Below are 20995 nucleotides of genomic sequence, written 5' to 3' on the forward strand. Positions count from 1 at the left end.
AGCCCACTTGAGAGGTAAACAAGCTAACTTCAGGCCGAGTCAGCCTTCCGTGAAGCCGATCGAGGATGAACCATCTCGGTGCTGATGGCCGTACCGCAAAGCTTCGGATTCCCCGATGTTTCATCGACGCTGAATTGACCGGCGGCCACGAAAGCATCCATCAGGCGCGCTGTTGCGATCAGCGACGCCCGCTTGGGTTGCATGCCGAGGGCCCCTTGTCGATCTGGTTGGACTCTCGCAGCTTCTCCTCCTGCTTTTTCTGGTCGGTCTGTTCCTTGCTGTCCTGTTCGCGTGTTGAATCCGTGCCTGGGGTTGCGTCGGTGCGCGCCTTTTCCTCTTTGCGTCCTGCGGCTGGCTTGTTGTTCGTCATCGTGATTTCCTCGATTGGGTTGATTCCCGCTTTCGCGTGCTTCGGCTGTAGTTCCTCTGGGATAGGGGCCGGCGACTATGTGTCGCTGGCCCAGCGCGAGAGGTTCTGTTTGAGCGAATCCATTCCTGACCATGGATCCTTCCTGCGCCGCTTCAGCTTCATTGGCACGTCCTTGATGGTGAACGCATCGGCCCTGTGAAGCTTCGACAGTTCGCTCCATGCCAGTGGCAACGCCACCGGCGCGCCGGGACGTGCCCGCATCGAGTAGGACGCGACCGCGGTCGCACCTCGTCCGTTGCGTAGGTAGTCGATGAAGATACGGCGATTTCGGCGGCTCTTGGTGGCGGTGGCCAGGAACCGATCCGGCTGTGACTGGGCCAATGCATCGGCGAAGCCGTGTGCGAAGCGCTTCGTCAGCTCCCAATCACACCCAGGTGCAAGCGGCACCACCACATGCAGGCCTTTGCCACCGGATACGCGCAGGAAGGATTCCAGCTCAATGGCAACCAACAGCTTGCGTATATCCATCGCAGCGCGTTTCACTTCCGCGAATGGCACATCGGGCCCTGGATCCAGGTCGAACACCACTCTGTCTGCGATATCCGGCGTATCAGCCTTCGCTCCCCAGGGATGGAATTCCAAGGCGTTGAACTGGACCAGCTCCATCAAACCAGCAAGATCATCGACTACCAGATAATCGGCCCGTGACCCCGACTCTTCCTTGAGCCTGACGGTGGATACCCGCTCGATACCGGCAGTCATATGCTTCTGGAAGAAGCACTGGCGCTCTATGCCAGCCGGGCAGCGGATCACCGACAAGGGGCGCCCGACAATTTCCGGCAGCAGATGATCGGCAATTGCCAGGTAGTAGTTCCACACGTCCTGCTTGCTGATGTTATCGGCGGGGAACAGCCGCTTGCCGGGGCTGGAGAGTGCAGGCAGCACGGTGTTCGAAGCCTTGGTCGCAGGCTTGCTGCGCTTGGCCGCAGCCGTTTTCCGTTGAGACATGAGCGAGTCATCGCTGTTGAGGAGATCGTCCACGTTCTTGTCCAGCCGCAGGGCCTTGAGCGAGGGCTGCCGCAGTAAGGTCTGCCCTCCTATTCCACGGTAGAAGACCTCGACCACGAAACGGGGAGCAAACCACTTGGCCGTGCGCAGGTCGGTCTCGGTAGTCCCGACATGGACCGTCGGTTTGCTGCCACCTCCACGGAGTCTGTGCGTCAGCTGCTTCAACATTGCGTCGTCGAAACCCGTGCCTACCCTGCCTGCATAGCGCCAGCCATGGCGGGCATCCGGGCTCGCCAACAGCAGGGAGCCAAAGCCTGAGCGCCCGCCCTTCGGCGCGGTGAATCCCACCACTGCGAACTCATCCGACGCCAGTTGCTTGGTCTTGCGCCAGTCGTCGTTGCGCCCAGGGTGATAGGGCCGGTCCAAGCGCTTGGATATAACCCCTTCAAAGTGCTGGTCTGCGGCCACCCGGAACGCGGTCTCGCCGTCCGTGTCTACATGCGCGCTGAAAGCCAGTTGGGGCGATGCACCCTTCAGCAGGTCCTGCAGCAGCGCCTTGCGTTCAATCAGCGGCGCGTTGGCGACATCTACGCCCTGCAGCTGCAGCACATCGAACAGCACCAGCGTAAGTCGGCCCTGCCGCTCTCCTGAAAGGATCGCCTGCAGCAGATTGAAATCCTCTTGTGCCCCGCTTCCTGCAATGAGCTCACCGTCCAGCGATGCCGAGTCAAGCCGCAGCCCTTCCAACGCCTCTCGGATCTCGGGCAATCGATCCGTCCATTCCAGGGCATTGCGTGACCAAAGACGTACCTCGCCGGCTGCAACCGTGACGAGGATCCGATAACCATCCCATTTTATTTCGTGCAGCCACTCCTCTCCCTCGGGCGGGCTCTGACCCAGCTTTGCCAGTTGCGGTTGGAAAGGTCCTGGCGGCGCCCTGCTCTTGCGAGCACCTTTCAGGGACAAGGCGCGTTTCGACCAATCCTTGCGACGACCAGACTTCACTGGCACGGTCACAAGCTGCTTCTTTGTGGCCTTGCCGCGGCCGGCACGTTGTTTGTCGATCTCCGGCGCTGGGGTGACATCAGCCAGCAGGTCATCGGCTTCCAGCACACCCGCAAACGCGTCGCGATCCTTGAACAGCAACCATTGCGGTTGGCGTGCAGGCTTGCCCGAGCGCACCAGATGCCAGCCGCCTTTCAGCTTGTTGCCGAACAATTCGAACCGCAGATGCCCTTTGGCCAGCTGCATCTCCGGGTCGCCTTCGGTTGTCCAGATGCCGTGGTCGAACTGCGCCACATGCCCGCCGCCATATTGCCCTTTGGCGATTTCTCCCTCGAAGTCCGCATAGGCGATCGGGTGATCTTCCACCTCTACCGCCATCCGTTTCACAAAGGGATCGTAGCTCGGCCCCTTCGGCACTGCCCAGCTCTTCAGCGTGCCCCCGACCTGCAGGCGAAAATCATAATGGCGGCGACTCGCGTGATGGAGTTGCACGACGAATATCGAACGCCGCCCTTTGGGCAACTGCTTGCCTGGTTCAGGTTCCCGCGTTTGTTCGAAGCGGCGTTTGCGGCGGTAGTCGGCCAGACTCATATTGGCGTCCAACCGGCACAGACGACGCTGCACTGCAGCAGCACTGGGGAGCAGCTGCTTGACGAACGCGCACAATTGCACGAGGCAGTAACCCGATGCGTTGCGCCCTGACTTGCCCCCATCAACTTGATTGGGGCGGGCCCGTCTCCAGCTGCTGGTCCCCGCTTGTCCTCGTCATCGTCCATGGGGGCTCCGGATGGTGTCGGATCCACATCGGTTCATGGATATTTTGATTGGTAATCTACGCCTTCAATGTCATCGTCGAGTCTAGGAGTGGCTACGGTTGCGTGAAATCGGGTGTCTGCACGATGACGGACTGACAGCTGAATTGCGCTACCTTGTTCCCGGTTCTCGCGCCGCCGGCTTGGTCGCAAACGAATCCGCCACTCCATCAAGATCATCCGGCCCATGCCGATATCCATACTCGGCCCGGAGGTACCCGGAGTGGCACCAGGTAGCTTTCGCGTTGTTTTGGCTGTTTTCGGCTGGCCAGTGGACTGGCAGGCTGCATATTCCTCATGGCACGACATTGCGCAGGAGCCGAACCGGCAAGTGAACTTAATCCAGCCAGAGCACGAAGAACCCGCGCAAGCCTTCCCCGCTCGTGGTGGCAGTTTCCCGCCGCTCGCCTGGGCGGTTACGGGCCTGTTGTTCGGCCTGACCTGCACGGCGATCATCGCGTATCGCGAATGGTCGGACCTGCAGCATCGGGCGGCAGACGCGCGCAGAGCGTTGGCTGACACCAGCGTTGCACAACTGCAGGTACCGCTCGAACACGCAGCATCCATCCTGCGTGCCATGCAGACCGTCTTCCTGGCCAACGACCGGATGGATCAAGCCGGCTTCAGTCAGTACTACGCGCGTTTGCACGATGGTAGCGAGGCCTACACATCCATCGCCTTTGCGCGACGCACGCAGGTGGAACGACCGCAAACCGAGAACGCGGCTTACCGCTATGAGTTTGTGTCCCCGTACCAAAGCAATACCAGCTTGTTGGGCTTTGACATGGTCACCCAGCCGGCCAACCTGGCTGCCCTGCTACGTGCCAGGGATACCGATACCGTCACTGTTTCTGCCCCGTTTACCCTGCGCCAGCACGCGTCTCCAGGACAAAGCCCGCTGGGCGTTACGCTTCGCTTACCGGTGTATTCCAATGGGCCAACGCCGGCCTCGGCAAGCGAGCGGCAGGCTCGGGAGATCGGCGCGCTGGCCATCGGCATCCGCTTGCAGCCACTGATTGAAAGCGCGTTGGAACCGCCCATCCTGGATGGCTTCCGGGTAAGGATCCGCGATACGGATCTGCACGCCGAGCCCTTCTATGATTCAGGCACTGTAGCTGCTGCCGGGCTGCCCGTGCAGCACCGTCAACTGGATTTTGGTGGCAGGCGCTGGCACCTGGAGATGCAACCCCGCCCGCAGCCCTTCGCTCTCGGCCGGCTGGACACCATCATCATCGCCGGGACCATCATCAGCCTGCTGCTATCGGCATTGTTGTGGTCGCTGGCGGTAACCAGACGCAAGGCACTGGCCTTGGGTGCGCAGATGAGTTCCCGTTACCGCGAGAGCGAGCTGCGTTTTCGCGCCCTGAATGAACTACTGCCGGCACTGGTGCTGCTGGTGGATGCTCGCGACTGGAAGATCGTGTACGCCAACCAGGCAGCGCGCAAGCGCTTGGGTGACCCCACTGGCTTGCAGTTGTCTTCGCTGTTTCTTGATCAGCAGCTGCAGGCTCGGTCTCGTGATCCGGCGGATATCCGTAGCGGCTGGAACCGGCTTGAGGCGGAGCTGCGAGGGGCAGATGGCACCCGTTTCTGGGCAGATGCGTCCATTGCCGAGGTGGATGTGGATGGAACCTCGCATTTGCTGCTGGTCGCAACCGATAACTCCGAACAGCGCGAGCTGACCGATCGCCTTAGCTACCAAGCCGCACACGATGCGCTGACCGGCCTCTACAACCGCCGTGAGTTCGAGCGGCGTCTGCAAGAGGTACTAAGGGAGAGGCCCACAACAGCGCGCAACGGGATATGGGCGTTGCTGTACATCGACCTTGACCAGTTCAAGCTGATAAATGACGTGTCCGGGCATATGGCGGGCGACCAGCTGTTGGAACAACTCGCCTTGATCATGCGTCAACAGCTGCGCAGCGGTGACGTCCTGGCGCGGCTGGGAGGGGATGAATTCGGGTTGCTGACCTTCCACGCAGATGCCGCTGGGGCATTGGAACTGGCGGAACAGATCCGCGCCAGCATCGAGACGCTCCTGTTCGCGTGGCAGGAGCGCAGCTATACAGTCAGCTGCAGCATCGGCGTGGTGATGATCGACCAGCAGTTGCCCACCCTGAAGGATCTGTTGGCTTGGGCAGACACGGCCTGCTACCTGGCCAAGGAGAACGGGCGCAATCGCGTCCATCTGTATCGCGAGGACGATGAGACCAGCCGGCGCCAGGGAGAGATGGAATGGGTGAACCGGCTGCGCTGGGCGATGGAGCAGGACCGTCTGCTGCTTGACTACCAGGAAGTCATCTCTCTTACCGGCGCGGACACGGCTACCCACATCGAGCTGCTGCTGCGCCTGCGTGATGAGGATGGCAACATTGTGCTGCCGGGCGCATTTTTACCTGCCGCCGAGCGCTATGGCTTGATGCCCGCGATTGACCGCTGGGTGATCCGGACAGCCCTGTCAAACTTCAATAACCTCCACGTCACCGCGCAGGCACTTGGCAGCTGTGCGATCAATCTGTCAGGCGCCAGCGTCGAAGACGACGGCTTGGCCGACTTCATTCTTGGCTGCATCGCAGAACACGGGGTAGCGCCACAGCAGCTTTGCTTTGAGGTCACCGAGACCGTCGCGGTTCGCAACCTGGACAAGGTGGCGAGCATCGTCGAACGTCTGCGTTGTGCTGGCTGCAGTATCGCCCTCGATGACTTTGGCGCTGGCATGTCGTCTTTCGGTTATCTCAAGAACCTTCCCTTGGACCTGATCAAGATCGACCGCAGCTTCATTGTTGATCTGGATACAGATCCGATCAGCCACACCATCATCAGCGCCATCACAAAGATAGGTCACCAGCGCGGCCTCAAGGTTGTGGCCGAAGGGGTGAGTTCCGAGCATCTGTGCGAGGCAGCCCGTTCCCTGGGTGTGGACTACGCCCAAGGCTTTGGCCTGCACCTGCCTGAACGGGTGAAGTTCCAGCGTTAGCCTTTGCCCTCTCCTTCGTGAGCAGCGGCGACTTGTGAAGAAGTCTTGGTAAAACGGGGGCGGTCGGGGACGGGCACTTAACTCCGCACTTGGCATCATGCTGCCAGACCCGAACGGAGCCAGCATCATGATCGCTGCACGGACTCTTCCGCGAAGAACCGCCCTGTTGTGCTTTGCAATTGGCGCAGCCTTGGCATCGCTCATCCAGGCCGTCTGATCATGGAATTCAGCGCACGGGTGATTTCAACCGAACAGTGGATGCGTCTGAATGCATCGCATCAACGGCACGGTAGCGGGCCAGAGTTCTGGGAAGCCTATCGCGACATACTGGACACCGTCTCGCAGCAGGGTGACGGGGCTGCCGCTGCCAATGAGCTGGCCAGGCTTGCAGTGCAACTAGGCGTCACCGAAACGGGGCTCTTTGTCTAAACTGACCATGGACAAGGAACTGCTGACAGAATGCGTGGGCTAGGCGGCTTCGGGGATTTTATTGGCTACCTTGATCCGGCAGATCGTCAAACAGGCCAATGCTGAACACCCGGAGACGATCTCCACCTGGTTGTTCGTCGGTCAGGCAGCTGCTTCGACGCTTTTCATCATCTATTCCGTCCTGGTAGGAAACGCGATCTTCGTTGTCACCAACAGTTGCCTGCTGCTGACTGCGCTGGCGGGTCAATGGGTGTCACGTCGCAAGCGCAGGCGCACCAGCGCAATGCGCTGGTGACCGCGCACATTGATCAATTGCTGCCCAAGCGCGTTACGTGCTCAATTTCATCCAGCCATAGCAACTGGACGCCTTCGCCAGGCACATCCAGCGGAACCTGGCCATTGGTTCCTTCGCGCTCATCAGGGCCGCGAAACTGCTGCACAGCGGGCCGCTCAGTCACCGTGCCCCTCAATACCCTCCCGTCCTTCATGCGAAGTTCCACGACAAGCTCTGCATCAAGCGCCAACTGCAAGGCCTTGAGCTGTTCTATGTCTGCTTGTGCGGTATGAACCCGCGGTGCCGTGCGCGCCATCGCTGCATCCTCTGTTCGAATTTGCTGCGACCCTACGCGGGGAGGCGCTAACGCTGAATAAAAGCAGGTTCCCATTAATGAGCGTTCTCTTCACAACGCCCTGCAAGTTCTCCACGCGTTGCTAGCAGCACGTAGATCAGATTTCTTTTGCCAGCAACGCAGTGTCGTTGCAGGCACCGTTCAACTATGGGAGCCAACAAGATGATACGAGACCGCAAGGACCCACCAGAGCCTTCCGAGGAACGTGACTGCCCTGAGTCTAGCCATGAGCGTCGCAAGCGCAAAGATCATGAGAGTTCAAATCACGATGAGGCGTTGGAGGAAACTTTCCCGGCCAGCGACCCGGTGTCTCCATTCGTTCCTGCGAAAGCGCCCGATTGACCCGGTTGGCGTGGGTCGGGGTTGCGGCCCACGCCAGCCGTTGATCACGTTTCAGCAGCACGATATGGATTTCAGCCGACGATCAACGCCCACGGGGCGTTGGATTCGGGAAAGCGATAGCGTAGGCCTTCATGGTCGATCTGCGTGGCGACGTTGCCCCGGTTGTCAATCAAGATATGGAGATCGATCAACGCTACCGCCGCCCTGCTTGTCGCGTGATGCAGCAAGGTATCAAGCGGAACGCGTTCGGTTCGCAGCAACTGCACTGCGCGACGTTCCAGCCCTGGACCCTCCAGGAACATGCTCAATCCGTTCAAGATACTTCTCCCTATGCGGGATCCACCCTGTACTAGCCTCACTGGTATACAGCAAACAGGTGCCTGAATTCAGCGCCGGACTGCGATCACCCGGATATCGTCGTTTAGAAAGGGCTGCCGTTCATGTGGGAGCGCTGGCACTCGGACTCAGCTACCTGCATCTGTAGTTCCAATCGCCCTTCCGCGTTGCGACGCTGGTGACCTGAGCAAGAAAAGCGGGCCCCTCCCGGGGCCCGCCATAATCAACCGACGATCAATGACCAAGGTAATTCAGATCCACTGAACCTGTATCTGAAACCCTCGCTATCGATCTGCTGTGCAAGGTTTCCCTCTTCATCCATCAAGGTATTCACCTCGACCATGCGACCCAAGCCGGCGGCTACTGCGCGCCTGCCTGGGACATCCAGCATGGTTCTGAAGCTTTTTCTCTCTGTCGAAACGACCTTGACAGGACGCCTTTCTCGTCCTGGCCCTTCCAGATAGAGTTTCATGCTTTTCACAGCTTGGCCTCCTGATGTTGCCCCTGTTCTCCGGCTGATCGTATATAAGATCGCGCATGTGAAGATCGGGAAAAAACGCCTTGAAAAGCCATCGATCTGTGATCTCATCCAATTTTTTCCGCGTCGAGTGAAGGTTGCTTCGCTGTTATCGCAGCCGCGAGTGCCGATGGCCTCAATGACGACCGATGAACTTGAAGTACGACAGGCTGGTCGCTGTCCAACGACTGACGCCGGAGCCCTGGCCAGTGCCGTCATCACTCAAGCTTCACAAGATCCTGTCCGTTGCACAGCACGCTGCCGCGCGCTTGGCCATGCTCGACCCGTAGTCCGCCAGTGAACAGTGAGAATGCTGGCAAGACGGTGCATTGATCGCCGATCCAGAACAGTGGATGCGCTCTCATGGCAGGCAGCTTGAGCACCGGATGCAGATGGCCGCACAGCGTATAAGCAGGCGCCCTACCCGACTCGGCAGGCGCGTGGTGAAAAACGAAAGGACCATCGCAGGTACCGTCGGGGATCAGCTCCACATCCGCGGTTCCGGCATCCAGGGCGCGATCATGGTTCCCCGGCACGACAGCCATCGCCACCTGCGAGTGCAGTTTGCGGAACTGCTGCCAAGCCACGTCACTGCCCTGCGAGGGTGCGCCATGAAGAAAATCACCCAGAATCCATAGCGAAGCCGCCCTGGTCGTGTCCAGCAAGCTGGCCAGACGCGCAAGGTCACTGCGGGTACCACCGCTGGGGACGGCGATTCCAGCGCGACGCAACACCGTACCCTTGCCAAGATGCAGGTCCGCCACGATCAGCCTTTGTCGCGCTGGCCAATAAAGCGCCCGGTCCGCAAGCAGTATGACCGGCTCCCCTGCGAGCACCATTTGCAGGCGTTCAACCATGCCTTGCTTCCAGCAACTGTGCTGCACGACGGACCCGTTGCTTCCAATCCTCACTGCTCAAGCTGCCACGCCTGGACTCGGCCCAGAGCGGAAAAGACAGCGGCGTCAGCGTACGTGGCTGGGTAAGCAACAGCGTGCGGGCAGCGCACTCATTCACCACCCGCTGCAGCGTCACCACGTCCAATTGCTGCTCCTGAACTTCGCGTTCAGCCTGACGCAGCAAGATATGTCCGGGGTCATATTGACGGAGCACGTCATAGAGCAGGCTGCTCGATGCCTGCAGCTGGCGAAGGCTCCGCAGGGCGCGACCCGGAATTGACGGTGGCAACAGTCCCGCCACCCGGGCAATCTCCCGGAACTGCCTTCGTGCCAGTTCGCTCATGTTTACTGCCTCCTGCAAGTGCTGCAGCAGCGCGTCGGGCACCAATAGATTGGCCAGCGTGGCGTCATCCAACGCCGGGGCCGAAGTCGCCGTCACCACCAACCCATAGTCGTTCACCGAAAAGGAAAAGGTAGCCGCTACTTGCCGGCTCCAGCGCAATGCAAGCACGGCCGCGAGCCCCTCATGCACGGCCCTGCCAGCGAATGGATACAGGAACAGGTTCAAGCCTTCCCGCGTTTTGATCTGCTCCGCCAACAACTGGCCGTGGTCTGGCATCGCGGACAGCCGGGACTGCAGCACCAGCAACGGGCGCAAGGCCTGCAGTTCGGGCGTCACTGGTGGATTGGCCAGCACCTCCGCCATATGTGCTGCCAGATCCGTGGACATCGGCATTCGCCCGCCCTGCCATCGTGGGACCACGCCGCCGCCCTGCTTGGCTGGCCGCACATAGGCGGTCATGTCCTGCAAACGCAGCAGGCGCAAAGTACGGCCGGCAAACTGGAAGAGATCACCCGGCCGCAAACGGGACAGGAAACTCTCTTCCACGCTGCCGAGCGCGCCACCCCGTGCCATGCGTACCAGCAGCGCACCATCACTGCTGATCGTGCCAATGGAAAGCCGGTGGCGAAGGGCTACACGGCGATCAATCACCCTATGGATACCATCCGCATCGCGGATGACCCGACAATATTCAGGGTAGTGCTGCAAGGCGTTACCGCCCTGGGTGATGAACTGCAGCACCTGCGTCCAGTCGTCGGGTGACAGTTCGGCAAAAGCATGTGTTGTCCGCACCTCTGCCAATAGCTGATCAGAATCGAAGCCGTCCGCCAACGCGAGCGTCACGCAATGTTGGGCGAGCACATCCAGCGACATTGCCAGCGGCCGCCGCGACTCCACGTCGCCTGCACGCAGCGCCTGCCGCGCCGCCGCGAACTCGGCCAGTTCAAGCGCATGCGTGGGTACGCAGATGATGCTCCCTGCCTCACCCGGCCGGTGCCGCGAACGTCCAGCGCGTTGCAGCAACCGCGCCATGCCCTTGGGACTTCCCAACTGTATGACCTGGTCCACCGTAGGGAAATCAACACCAAGGTCAAGGCTCGATGTAGCTACCACGCAGCGCACGCGCTCTTCCCGCAAGCCCTGCTCCACCTGCCGGCGCAGGCCCGGATCCAGCGAGCCATGGTGCAGCGCAAGCTCTTCGTCATCGTCCAGCCATACCGCCTGCAATGCCTCGTACCACAGCTCTGCCTGGGCGCGGGTGTTGGTGAACAACAAGGTGGTCCGCGCCTGCGCGATCTGTTCCACCACTGCCTGCACCTGTGACAGACCAAGGTGGCCTGCCCACGGAAAGCGTTCACCCTGCGATGGCAGCAGGGTTTTCATGTGCAAGGTCCGCGGTACCGCAGCGCGTACCAGCGCAGCATCGGGTAGATGCGGAAGCAGCACCTGTCGTGCCTGCTCCAGATTGCCCAGCGTCGCGGACAGCCCCCAGATGCGCACGCAAGGCCGCCGATCTCGCAGTCTGGCCAAACACAGCTGCAACAGCACTCCACGCTTGTTGTCCAGCAAGGCGTGCCATTCATCGACAACGATGGCCTGGAGATGGACGAGCTGTTCCAGCGTATCGGGATAGCTCAGCAGCAGCGCCAATGACTCGGGGGTTATCACCAGCACATCCGCCTTCCCCTGCCGTGCCAGGCGCTTGTCGCGAGCGCTGGCGTCGCCGGTACGCATCGCTACGGTCCATGGTAGGCCCAACCCCTCGATAGGCTGCCGCAGGGCCTGAACCGTGTCACTGGCCAGCGCACGCAACGGCGTGATCCACAACACCTGCACGCGCGCCTGGGCAGTGCGCGGACGTCGCGCCCGCCTCTCCTCAATCGGCTGCAGTTCCATCATCGCCTGCAGCAAGGGGCCGCCGATCATCGCCAGGGTCTTGCCGCTGCCGGGTGGCGTCACCAGCAGGCCAGACTGACCCTCCCGGTAGCGCCGCCAGACCTCCCGCTGGAACGGGGCAGGTTTCCAGCCACGCAGCGCGAACCACTGCGTCAATGGCTGTTCGAAGGGCTTTATCCCAACAACGCGGCCGGCGCTCACTGCGCCACCACGCGCAGGTTCTCAAGCACGTCGGCCTCGTTGGCAGGCTTGTCGCGGCGCCAACGCAGGATGCGCGGAAAGCGAACTGCCACCCCCGACTTATGCCGCGCCGACAGATTGACCGCCTCGAAGCCCAGTTCGAACACCTGCAGCGGCTCAACCGCGCGTACCGGGCCAAAGCGCTCGGTGGTATGCGCTCGTATCCAACGATCAAGTTCAAGGATCTCCTTGTCGCTCAAACCTGAGTACGCCTTGGCAATCGGTACCAGCTTGTCACCATCCCAAAGGCCAAACGTGTAGTCGGTGTACAAGGTGCTGCGCCGCCCATGACCGCTCTGCGCGTAGAGCATCACCGCGTCGACGGTAAGCGGTTCCACCTTCCATTTCCACCAGTCACCGCGCTTGCGCCCGTGTCGATACGGCGATTGACGGCGCTTGAGCATGAAGCCTTCAACTCCGCGCTGGCGCGCTTCGTCGCGCAGCTGCGCGGCCACATGCCAATCCTTTACCTGGATCTGCGGAGAGAGTTGCAACAGCGGCGAGCCGTGTCTTCTGACCAGTTCGGCCAGCATTTGCCTTCTCTGCTGCAGTTCCCGTTCACGCAGATCCTGCCCATCCAGCTCCAGCAGGTCATAGGCCAGCACCCGCACTGGTGTCTGTGCAAGCACCTTCGGCCCGGGCCTGCGCCGCTGGATGCGGGTCTGCAACGCGGTGAATGGCATGGGCTTGTCCTCATTGCCGCGCCAAGCCAGCAGCTCGCCGTCAATGACGGCATCCGGGCCTAGCTGGGCCAGGTCCGCCTCGATCTCGGGGAATCGCCCGTCCATGCGCTCCTCCCCGCGTGACCAGAGCGCTATGTCTCTGCCACGGCGGATCAGCTGCACACGAATCCCGTCCCACTTCCACTCCAGTAACCAATCGTCGATGGGCCCCAATGAGTCGGCTTCGCCCTCCAGGGGGGAGGCCAGGAAGAAGGGATAGGGCAAGGCGGTATCACCGGGCTGTGGCCCGCCTGCGAGCAACGATTGCATGAACCCCACGGTCGGCGAGCTGAAGCCAAGCATGCGTTGCGCTACCAGCGAAACATCCAGTCCCGTCAATTCCGCCAATGCCTGCTGCACCAAGCCCTGTGATACCCCGACTCGCAACGCGCCGGTCAGCAGCTTGTTGAAGACAAACCGTTCACGCATCGGTAGTAGCCGCCATGCGCCGACTATCACCGCCCGGCGCTGTTCCGGCGGTGCGTTGGCCGCCGGCAGGAGGCGCTGTTGGATCCATTCCCCAAACCCTATATCCACCGCTACATCGACGGGTTCATCCAGCAGTAGGGCCAGTGTTTCCGCCAGATCACCCACCTGCTCATAGCTGGCTTCCACCAGCCAATCCGCCAGTCCGCTCTCCTGTGCCACCCACTCCCGCAGCTCGGCACTGCTGGCGATGCGCGCTTTCGCGCCACCGACCTTTCCGCCGGTCAACAACCACAACGCCCATACCGCATCTCCAATTGGCGCTCCGCGGAAGTAGTCGACCAATGCGGCGCGCTTCTCCAGCAGCGAAGTGCTGCGGTCCAGTCGCTGGTACAACGCAGCAAATGCGCGCATCAGTCCTCCTCGCCTCGCAGCAGGGCAAAGGTAGTCGCCGTCAGCCCACCCTCATTGAGCGCTCTTACCAAGGAGTCGGTACTGCCGTGGGTAGCAATCACACGGCGCGCCCCGGATTGCTGCACGGTCTGCAACAACCCAGGCCAATCTGCATGATCGGACAGGACAAAGCCCCGGTCATAGTTGCCACGGCGGCGGTTTCCGCGCAGTTGCATCCACCCTGACGCGAAACCCTGTTGGGCACGCCGGAAGCGGCGGAGCCAGCTGCTGCCTGCCGCTGAAGGTGGTGCGATGACCAGACGCCCGGCGAACTCCGCTCCGCGTGCTTCGTCTGCAACGAGCTGAGTCTCAATCATGGCAACGCCGGCGCGTCGATAAACCTGCACTCCCGCATCCACTGCACCGTGCAGCCAGACCGGGGCTGTCTCCCCAAGCGCCAGCAGCTCGGCAAGCACCCGCTGCGCCTTGCCCAAGGCGTAGCAGTACAGGATGGCCGCTTCGCCATGCGCAGCACATTCATCGCGCCACGCCGCTATCTCGGCGATAACCGCTGAGGTTTCAGGCCAGCGATAGATGGGCAAGCCGAACGTACATTCGGTAATGAACGTGTCGCAGCGCACCGGCTCGAACGGCGTGCAGGTCGGGTCAGGCTGACGCTTGTAGTCGCCGGATGCGACCCATACCTCCCCGTCCACCTCGACCCTTATCTGGGCAGAGCCAAGTACATGACCCGCTGGATGCAACGACACCGTCGCCGCCCCCAACCTGAAAGGCTCGCCGTAGGCATGGCAGACGTAGTGTTGGATACCCAGGCGCCATTCCAGGATAGGCAAGCTGGCGGAAGCGAGGTGATAGCTCCCCATCCCTGGCCGCGCGTGATCGCCGTGTCCGTGGGTAATGACCGCACACCCGACCGGCCTGGACGGATCAATATAGAAGTCACCTGCCGGGCAATACATGCCCTCAGGCCTCAGTACGATGAGATCGCCGTTCGCCACGCACGTTCCTGCGATTGAGCTGACCACAATGTGCCATGGCGATGGTAAGGCGTGATGAGGCCCATCCTTTCGCGCGTCACGCAGAAACAACGCCATAGGTCCGGAGTATTGAGGCCGTTCTGATAGTTGGCGACCAACAGCGCCGAGATCGCGGCTGACTGAGCGTTTGAATGATCTCCGATCATGACGGCGATAGGCTGTTGCGCCTGTGCCAAGCCTGCAACGCCGGAGAGACCGCGCCGTCCAGCGAAAGCCGCATCACTGCGCAGGCATCCAACGCGTCCCGCAGCGCGACCAATAGCGGATGGGCCCACGCCGCAGGCCAGTTCTCGACGGCCCCCAGCTGTGCGACCAAGCGACGCTCCAAGCCGTCCAGTTGATCACGCCAGGGCAGCAACTGGTCGGCAACCCAGGTCGACAACGGCGCATGAACCCGAAATCCCTCCGCCGCCAATTGCTCCCGTGCGTCAACCAGCTGCTGGGAAGCACCGCGAAACCACTCCGTACTGCCGCCTGCGCGCGAAGGCACTTCGATTGGCGCGGGTGCTGCATGGAGTCTCAATAGCCGCTTCAAGCGCGTTTCCCAGCCACGCGCTTCGCCTATGGATTCGGCCTCCACCAACCAGCCGTGCGTCAAATCGAAGAAGTCGTAATACCTGCGGGAGAATGCCTGCAACCTAACCAGAGGATCCCGCGCAATGCCCAATTTGCCAAAATCCTCACCAGCAACGGGAAATGCGTAGAGATACGTCCGTCCTCGTGGGCCCGTACCCAACCCCTCAAATGGAACGATTCGCCTGCTCATAGCGCTGTCAAGACGACTTGCGTACCACCTTCTTCGCAGTCTTCTTCGCTACCTTCGTGGCCGTCTTCCTGACCGGTTTCTTGGCTGCCGACTTCTTCTTGGCTGGTGTACGGCGATTGCTCTCCAGACTCTTCTGCAGCAGCGCCATGAAGTCAACGACATTGGTGGCGGCGTCTTCGTGACTCTCCGCTTCGTGCTCCACGATCTTCGTGGTTGCACCTTTCGCTTTGATGCGCTTCTTGATGATCGCCTCCAAGCGTGTGCGGAACTCGTCGTGATACGTCTCCGGCTTCCAATGCGCCTCCATGGATGTGATGAGGTCCTTGGCCATCTGCATTTCCTTCGGCGCGATGCGATAGTCACTGGGTTTACCGGTGGGCAGCTTGTAGTCGTCCGGTTCGACCAGTTCCTGCGGGTAACGCAGCATCATCAGCACCAGCGCATCACCTTCAGGAACAACGGCACACAGATACTCACGCGTCCTGATGACTACCCGCGCGACGCCAACCTTTCCGGTGCTTTTCAGTGTCTCACGCAGCAGCACATAGCCCTTTTCCGCTTTCTTTCCAGGCACCAAGATGTAGGGCTTCTCGTAGAACCGCATGCCAATCTCGGCCCGGTCGACGAAGGCTTCCACATCAACCGACTCATGTGTCTGTGGCGCAGCAGAAGCAATATCCTCCTTCTCGACCACCACATAGCTGCCCTTGTCGTACTCGAATGCCTTGACGATATCCTTCCAGGGCACCTCTTCACCGGTATCGGCGTTGACCCTTTCAAAGCGGATGGGCTTCTTGTCGCGGGAATCCAGCATGCGGAAGCTCAGATCCACGCGCCGCTCGCCAGACATCAACGAAACAGGAATGTTCAACAAGCCAAATGACAGGGTTCCAGTCCAGATAGGGCGTGCCATGGCGACCTGGTCGATGAAAGTGAAATCCAACGCTGGCGAAGTCCGCCTAAATTTTCTGTGAAGAAGTGTCTGCAACGAGTACTGGAATACTGAATACGTGGGAAGGTCAGCGAAGTCAGAAGCAAAACACTTGCAGATCCCGTCGTCCGGCGACTTTACCTCGTAGCTATTTTCAGATGACAACGCGTTCTCTACCTCCATGACGCGTCCCTGCTCAATTTTCGAACAATTCCCACGCTCAGCCATAAAGGACAGCGGGAGCCACTCTTCTCAGACAGCGAGGCCTCTGCCACCGCCACATGAGCTGCTTTTCCCTCCCGAGGGCGCGGGTTTGCCTAAGTTCGCTCGTCCCTCGCAACGCCAACGAAGATTGGGTTCGAATAGAACCACAGATCCTCCCACGGATCCTCTCCAGGCTCGTCCACCAGCGCTTCGACGGCCCCGGTGTTGTTGCCTCGCACCCGCACGAACCCACCTTGCGAAGGTACAGGCAGAGTCCAGCGCGCAACGATCCACTCACCTTCAACCACCCATGTTGTCATGTCGAAGCCACGCCGTTGCATCTTCAGGGTTCCGTCTTCGCCCTTTTCGCCAACGATCAGCTCGATGCGCTTCAGCACCGGGTGCTGTCCGTTCGCGTTGGCGCTTGCTGGCTGACGCATCCGCGCTTCCACCTGCATCGGTTGTGAGGCGGCCAGCGTCACCGTATCGCCCATGGATCCAGTGACGTTTCCATCCGTCACCTTGAACTCAAGTGCGTCGATCAGGTCTCCCGTGACCGTGAACATCCGGCCGTGGCGCAACCCATCGAGGATATCCTCGGCGTCGGGACGCGCCAGCACATAGGTCTTGCTGTACTCCCCGGGGTCGTAGTCGCGTCCGCCGTCGCGCAGATTCACGTGCGAATCGGAGTTGGCCGTTATCCAGAATCGAGTGCCATCCGCCAGCATCTGGTCCCAGCCCCCACCCACCTGCGCGGTCATCTGATCGTGGCCACCCATCGTTGGGGCATCGGCGTTTCGATACAGGCCGCGCTCGGAGCGGATGGCCTGATGCCCCGGTGCGCCTTCCATGCCGACCAGCACTTTCGGCGCGGCGGCATGCCAGCCGCGCAGCTCGTCTGGGGTTACCTCCCCCCACTCGCCCAGGCCGGTTGCGGTACGCGACGGGAGGTTAATGAACATCAGCGGTGCTGGGCTCAGGTCACGCAGGTAGGCAAGTGCCGCTTGCATCTGCGCTTCGGTGTCGCGGCTGCCCTGCAGCGGCTCGCTGCGGCTGAAGTCCCGCTCAGCGGTGACCAGCTGGTCCATTTCCTGCGGACCGGGCGCAATGATCAGCGAGGCGTGCTCGCCTGCCGGCACATCGAATTCCATGCCATTGAACTGGATCACCTCCGGCACTTCGGCACGTGCGCGAAGCAAGGCAGGATACGCATGGTCGCGGGTGACCGCGGAGTGGCCCGGGCCACCGTGATCGGTATGGACCATCCAGCGCAGACCGAAGGCTTTGGCCTGCAAGGCGTTGTGGCTGCGACTGTAGGGTGAGTCACCACCACGCACAGGCGTCGGCGGGGTCGTGCTGTGATCCCAATCCACGCTCCATTCGCTGTGCACATGGTGGTCGCCGGCCAGCCATTGGCGATCCGTATCGCTTGGCACCGACGCGGGAGCACACAGCGCGGGGACCGGCGCTGTAAGCAGCACCAGCATCAGCATCAGGAAGTTCTTCATTGCATTGCCTCTGAAAAGCGTGAGGGCGGCATGCGGACAGTTGCCAGTCTGCATGCCGCATACGCGTGAACCGTTGCTTAGAAGTCCGCGCGCAGACCCAGGCTGATACGCCGACCGGAGGTCTCATCCATGGTCGGGAACGACGGGTCCATGGTGTAGCCGCTGGTGCGTTCGTTGGTGAGGTTGATGCCCTTCAGACTGATCTTGATGTTGTCAGTGATGCGGTAGCCAATCGACACATCCATCTGGCCATAGGCATCGCGCCAGATCGGGTACAGGTTGTAACCGATCGACTCGACGTACTCATCCTTGTGGTTGTACGAAACGCGGGCATCGAAGCGATCGTTCTCGTAGTACGCGGTGAAGTTCCAGGTCTTCTCCGACAAACCCGGCATCGGCGTGCGGATGCCCAGGGCAGACTCACCGGCCAGCGAGCTGTCCAGCATCGTGTAGTTGGCATTGATGCCGAAACCATCCAGCCAAGGTGTGAACATGTTCAACGGCAGCTGCGCGACGAGCTCGATGCCGTCGACTTCGTACGCTCCCTTGGCGTTGACCGGCTGGTACACATCAAAGTCGTAGATGCCATTGAGGCTGCCGTTGGCGTTGTACACCGCCACGTCCTCGACCACGCCGGTCAGCGCGTTGATGACTACACCGTCAATATTTTTGCGGAAGTAGCTGGCGGCGAACAGCGCACCGTTGTCCATGTACTTCTCAAGGCCAATTTCCCATTGCTTGGCATAGGTCGGCTTCAGCGCCGGGTTGCCGTCGGTGAAGCGATAGGAGCTCCAGCTGGCGGTGCGCTTGTAAGCGATATCGGTCAGCGCCGGGCGCATCATCACCTTGGAGGCGGCCGCTCGCAGCAACAGACCCGAAGAAAGCTCGGCGGTCATGTTGAAGCTGGGCAGCAGGTCGTCATAGCTGCCGTCCTTTGATACCGGGCTGTCTGTATAGCCGGTGCTGCCATTGGGAAGCTGGATGGGATGGTAGCCGAACGAATCAACCTTGGTGTCCACGTAGCGCGCGCCGGCGTTGACGGTGAACGGGACACTGCCGATGTCAAAGGCGAAGTCGGCCATGGCATAGAAGCTCATCACCTTTTCGTCGACCTGGTAGTACTGGCCCGGGTCAAAAGGCGTGTAGAAGCCGTCGTAGCGGAACGCGTTGCGCGCGTACGCGTTGGAGATCTGCTGCCAGTTCAGTCCCTTGTTGGAGTAGCTGCCACCCGGAACGATGTCGTCGATGTACTCCAGCGGGCTGTCAGCCATCGTGCGGGTATTGACCCATGCGGCGCTTCCGGCAGTGGGGCCGGTGATCTTCAGCTCCCCGTACTGGCGCTGCTTGGAACGGTCGGTATAGCGTGCACCGAACCTGACCGTATGCAGGGCTGGCAGGAAGGCCATCTCCAGCAAACGGGTGACATTGACCTGGCCGGCGTACTTGTCGTCCTTCACCTTCTCCAGCGTGGTCTCATACGCTTCGAACAGGTAACGGCTGGGATCGTTGTACATGTCGAAACTGCCCGCCGCAGCAGTTGGAATCGTCTCGCCACTGCTGCCATTCCAGCGGGTGCGTGAGGGTGCATACGCAACGTGCTTGAGGTTGGAGGAATCCGAGGTCTTCTCCGCACCGGAATAGCCAACCAGGGCGTCCACCGACCAGCTGTCACCCTTCCAGTCCAACGCCAGGCTGTACTGGCTGTAGTCGGTCTTGTTTATCCGCTCCTTGCTCAGCATCTCGTGCTGGGTCGCGGTGTAAGAGACGTCACGCAGTACCACCATGCCGTATTCGGACAGCGTGGTCGCGTCGTACTCGTGGATGGTATCGAAGGTGCTGCGACTGGAAGCGGAATACGCAGCCGCATCGTATTCGTCCTCGGTGCTGTCATAGCCACCGACCATCGCGTCGAACGTCAGGCTGAAGTTGTTGCTTGGTTTGTACTGCAACGAGCCGGTCGCGCCCCACTTGTCCTGCTCGTTGAGGTAGACGCGGTCACCAACCTTGTCCTGGAACACCACCAGGTTGGTCTGGTTGGCGTCATTGCGGTTGGTGATATTGATCCCGGCATCGCGCAGCAGCACTGCCTGCGCCTGCGTACCGCGGGTGCCGGACGCAGTCAGGAAACGGGAGGATGGGCGGAAGTTGATGCCCGAGGTCGAATCAGTCCGGTTGGTACGCTTGGACTGCGAGTACGACACCAGCGCACCCCAATCGCCCCAGGTATCCGCGGCAAGGAAGGCAAAGCGCGGGTCCACCTCTTCCGAGATGCTGTTGTGCGCACCTTCGGCAGAGAACACCAGCTTGCGCTCGTTGTAGTCGAATGGACGCGCGGTTGAGATCTTCACCGACCCGGCAATACCACCCTCCTCGTCTGCCGCGGTTGGGGACTTCTGCACGGTCACCTGCTGGATGATCTCCGAGGCGAACATGTCGAACTCCACATCACGCCCACCGCTACCGGAAGCCGTCGCCAGGTCGTTGATCGAAACGTGGGTGTACTCCGAAGGCAGGCCGCGCACATTGACCTTTGTACCCAGGCCTTTGCTGCGCTCGATGGTCACACCCGGGACGCGCTGCAGGGCTTCTGCAAGGTTCTGTTCCGGAAAGTCAGCCACATCGGTGGCGACAATCGAGTCGGAGAACCCCACCGTGGCTCGCTTGATGTCCACCGCCTGCTCCAGACTGCGGCTGTAACTGCCGGTCACCTGGATGGTTTCCAGGTTGGCGGCTTCCGCTGCAGGGGCGCTGGCGCCGCTCTGGGCCAATGTCGCTTCCGGTGCTGTCACTGCAGCCGGTACCGCCAACGCGGAGACAGGAGCAGGTGAAGCCGGATCCTGCGCTTCGATGGTGACCGTGGTGGCGTTGAGGTAGCGATAGCGCAGCCCTGTCCCGGCCAGCAAGCGGGTGAGCACCGCATTCGCGCTCAGTCCCGCTGGCACGCCTTGCGTGCGCGGATTGCCTGCACTCTGGGCGTTGTAGACGAACTGCAGACCGGTCTGCCGCGACAGGGCGTTGAGCGCCATGTCCAAGGGCTGTGAAGCGATGGCTTCGCTGGCCACGCGGTCAGGCTCTGCAGCGTTGGCAGCTGCGGTGGCGGTGACTTGTAGTGCAAGAGCAATGGAAAGGAACAGTGTGCGGCGCATCGTGGGATCCAGTGAGGGAATGGCGGTGGTCACAGAACAGG

The 20995-nt window shown here is 61.0% G+C and carries 16 protein-coding genes; 3 read left to right on the plus strand and 13 right to left on the minus strand.

Going from position 1 to position 20995, the window contains the following annotated elements:
* Positions 1-178: 178 nt before the first annotated feature.
* Entirely contained in the window at positions 179-370 is a 192-nt protein-coding gene (locus tag Q5Z11_RS10895) for a hypothetical protein (protein ID WP_303746437.1), read from the minus strand.
* A gap of 75 nt (positions 371-445) precedes the next feature.
* Positions 446-2974 (minus strand): DNA ligase D, encoded by a 2529-nt coding sequence (gene ligD, locus Q5Z11_RS10900; RefSeq protein WP_303746438.1) that lies wholly within the window; start codon positions 2972-2974, stop codon positions 446-448.
* Between the two features lie 444 nt (positions 2975-3418).
* On the opposite strand from ligD, the gene Q5Z11_RS10905 reads away from it, so the two are divergent.
* The 3 genes from Q5Z11_RS10905 to Q5Z11_RS10915 all read left to right on the plus strand — a co-directional run bounded on the left by Q5Z11_RS10905 (position 3419) and on the right by Q5Z11_RS10915 (position 6896).
* Positions 3419-6172 carry a bifunctional diguanylate cyclase/phosphodiesterase gene (locus Q5Z11_RS10905; RefSeq protein ID WP_303746439.1) on the plus strand — a complete coding sequence of 918 codons (2754 nt, stop codon included), beginning with the start codon at positions 3419-3421 and terminating at the stop codon, positions 6170-6172.
* A 219-nt stretch (positions 6173-6391) separates the two neighbouring features.
* Positions 6392-6601, plus strand: a complete 210-nt coding sequence (locus tag Q5Z11_RS10910; protein ID WP_303746440.1) for a hypothetical protein — start codon at positions 6392-6394, stop codon at positions 6599-6601.
* 55 nt (positions 6602-6656) lie between these two features.
* Positions 6657-6896, plus strand: coding sequence for a hypothetical protein (locus Q5Z11_RS10915; RefSeq protein ID WP_303750016.1), 240 nt, complete (start codon positions 6657-6659; stop codon positions 6894-6896).
* Between the two features lie 13 nt (positions 6897-6909).
* On the opposite strand, the gene Q5Z11_RS10920 is transcribed toward Q5Z11_RS10915, so the two are convergent.
* The 11 genes from Q5Z11_RS10920 to Q5Z11_RS10970 all read right to left on the minus strand — a co-directional run bounded on the left by Q5Z11_RS10920 (position 6910) and on the right by Q5Z11_RS10970 (position 20954).
* Complete coding sequence (locus tag Q5Z11_RS10920; RefSeq protein ID WP_303746441.1) at positions 6910-7191, minus strand: DUF3247 family protein; 282 nt, start codon at positions 7189-7191, stop codon at positions 6910-6912.
* 452 nt (positions 7192-7643) lie between these two features.
* Positions 7644-7889, minus strand: coding sequence for a hypothetical protein (locus tag Q5Z11_RS10925; protein WP_303746442.1), 246 nt, complete (start codon positions 7887-7889; stop codon positions 7644-7646).
* A 242-nt stretch (positions 7890-8131) separates the two neighbouring features.
* Positions 8132-8380 carry a hypothetical protein gene (locus Q5Z11_RS10930; RefSeq protein ID WP_303746443.1) on the minus strand — a complete coding sequence of 83 codons (249 nt, stop codon included), beginning with the start codon at positions 8378-8380 and terminating at the stop codon, positions 8132-8134.
* Positions 8381-8643: 263 nt separating this feature from the next.
* Positions 8644-9282: a ligase-associated DNA damage response endonuclease PdeM gene (gene pdeM / locus Q5Z11_RS10935; protein WP_303746444.1), complete on the minus strand. Its 639-nt coding sequence runs from the start codon at positions 9280-9282 to the stop codon at positions 8644-8646.
* Complete coding sequence (locus tag Q5Z11_RS10940; protein ID WP_405051589.1) at positions 9275-11761, minus strand: ligase-associated DNA damage response DEXH box helicase; 2487 nt, start codon at positions 11759-11761, stop codon at positions 9275-9277. Before Q5Z11_RS10940 ends, pdeM begins: the two co-directional genes overlap by 8 nt.
* Entirely contained in the window at positions 11758-13362 is a 1605-nt protein-coding gene (locus tag Q5Z11_RS10945) for an ATP-dependent DNA ligase (RefSeq protein WP_303746446.1), read from the minus strand. The genes Q5Z11_RS10940 and Q5Z11_RS10945 overlap by 4 nt, the downstream gene beginning before the upstream one ends.
* Entirely contained in the window at positions 13362-14387 is a 1026-nt protein-coding gene (locus tag Q5Z11_RS10950) for a ligase-associated DNA damage response exonuclease (RefSeq protein ID WP_450097592.1), read from the minus strand. The genes Q5Z11_RS10945 and Q5Z11_RS10950 overlap by 1 nt, the downstream gene beginning before the upstream one ends.
* 154 nt (positions 14388-14541) lie before the next feature.
* Positions 14542-15165 carry a GIY-YIG nuclease family protein gene (locus tag Q5Z11_RS10955; RefSeq protein ID WP_303746448.1) on the minus strand — a complete coding sequence of 208 codons (624 nt, stop codon included), beginning with the start codon at positions 15163-15165 and terminating at the stop codon, positions 14542-14544.
* A gap of 7 nt (positions 15166-15172) precedes the next feature.
* The gene (gene ku / locus Q5Z11_RS10960; RefSeq protein WP_303750017.1) at positions 15173-16078 is read right to left on the minus strand and encodes a non-homologous end joining protein Ku; all 906 of its coding nucleotides are present in this window, start codon (positions 16076-16078) and stop codon (positions 15173-15175) included.
* 335 nt (positions 16079-16413) lie between these two features.
* Positions 16414-17862, minus strand: coding sequence for a CehA/McbA family metallohydrolase domain-containing protein (locus tag Q5Z11_RS10965; protein WP_303746449.1), 1449 nt, complete (start codon positions 17860-17862; stop codon positions 16414-16416).
* 23 nt (positions 17863-17885) lie between these two features.
* Positions 17886-20954, minus strand: coding sequence for a TonB-dependent receptor (locus Q5Z11_RS10970; RefSeq protein WP_303746450.1), 3069 nt, complete (start codon positions 20952-20954; stop codon positions 17886-17888).
* Between the last annotated feature and the right edge of the window lie 41 nt (positions 20955-20995).

It is taken from the genome of Stenotrophomonas sp. 610A2, from assembly GCF_030549615.1.
In the GTDB taxonomy this organism is placed as follows: Bacteria; Pseudomonadota; Gammaproteobacteria; order Xanthomonadales; family Xanthomonadaceae; genus Stenotrophomonas; species Stenotrophomonas pigmentata.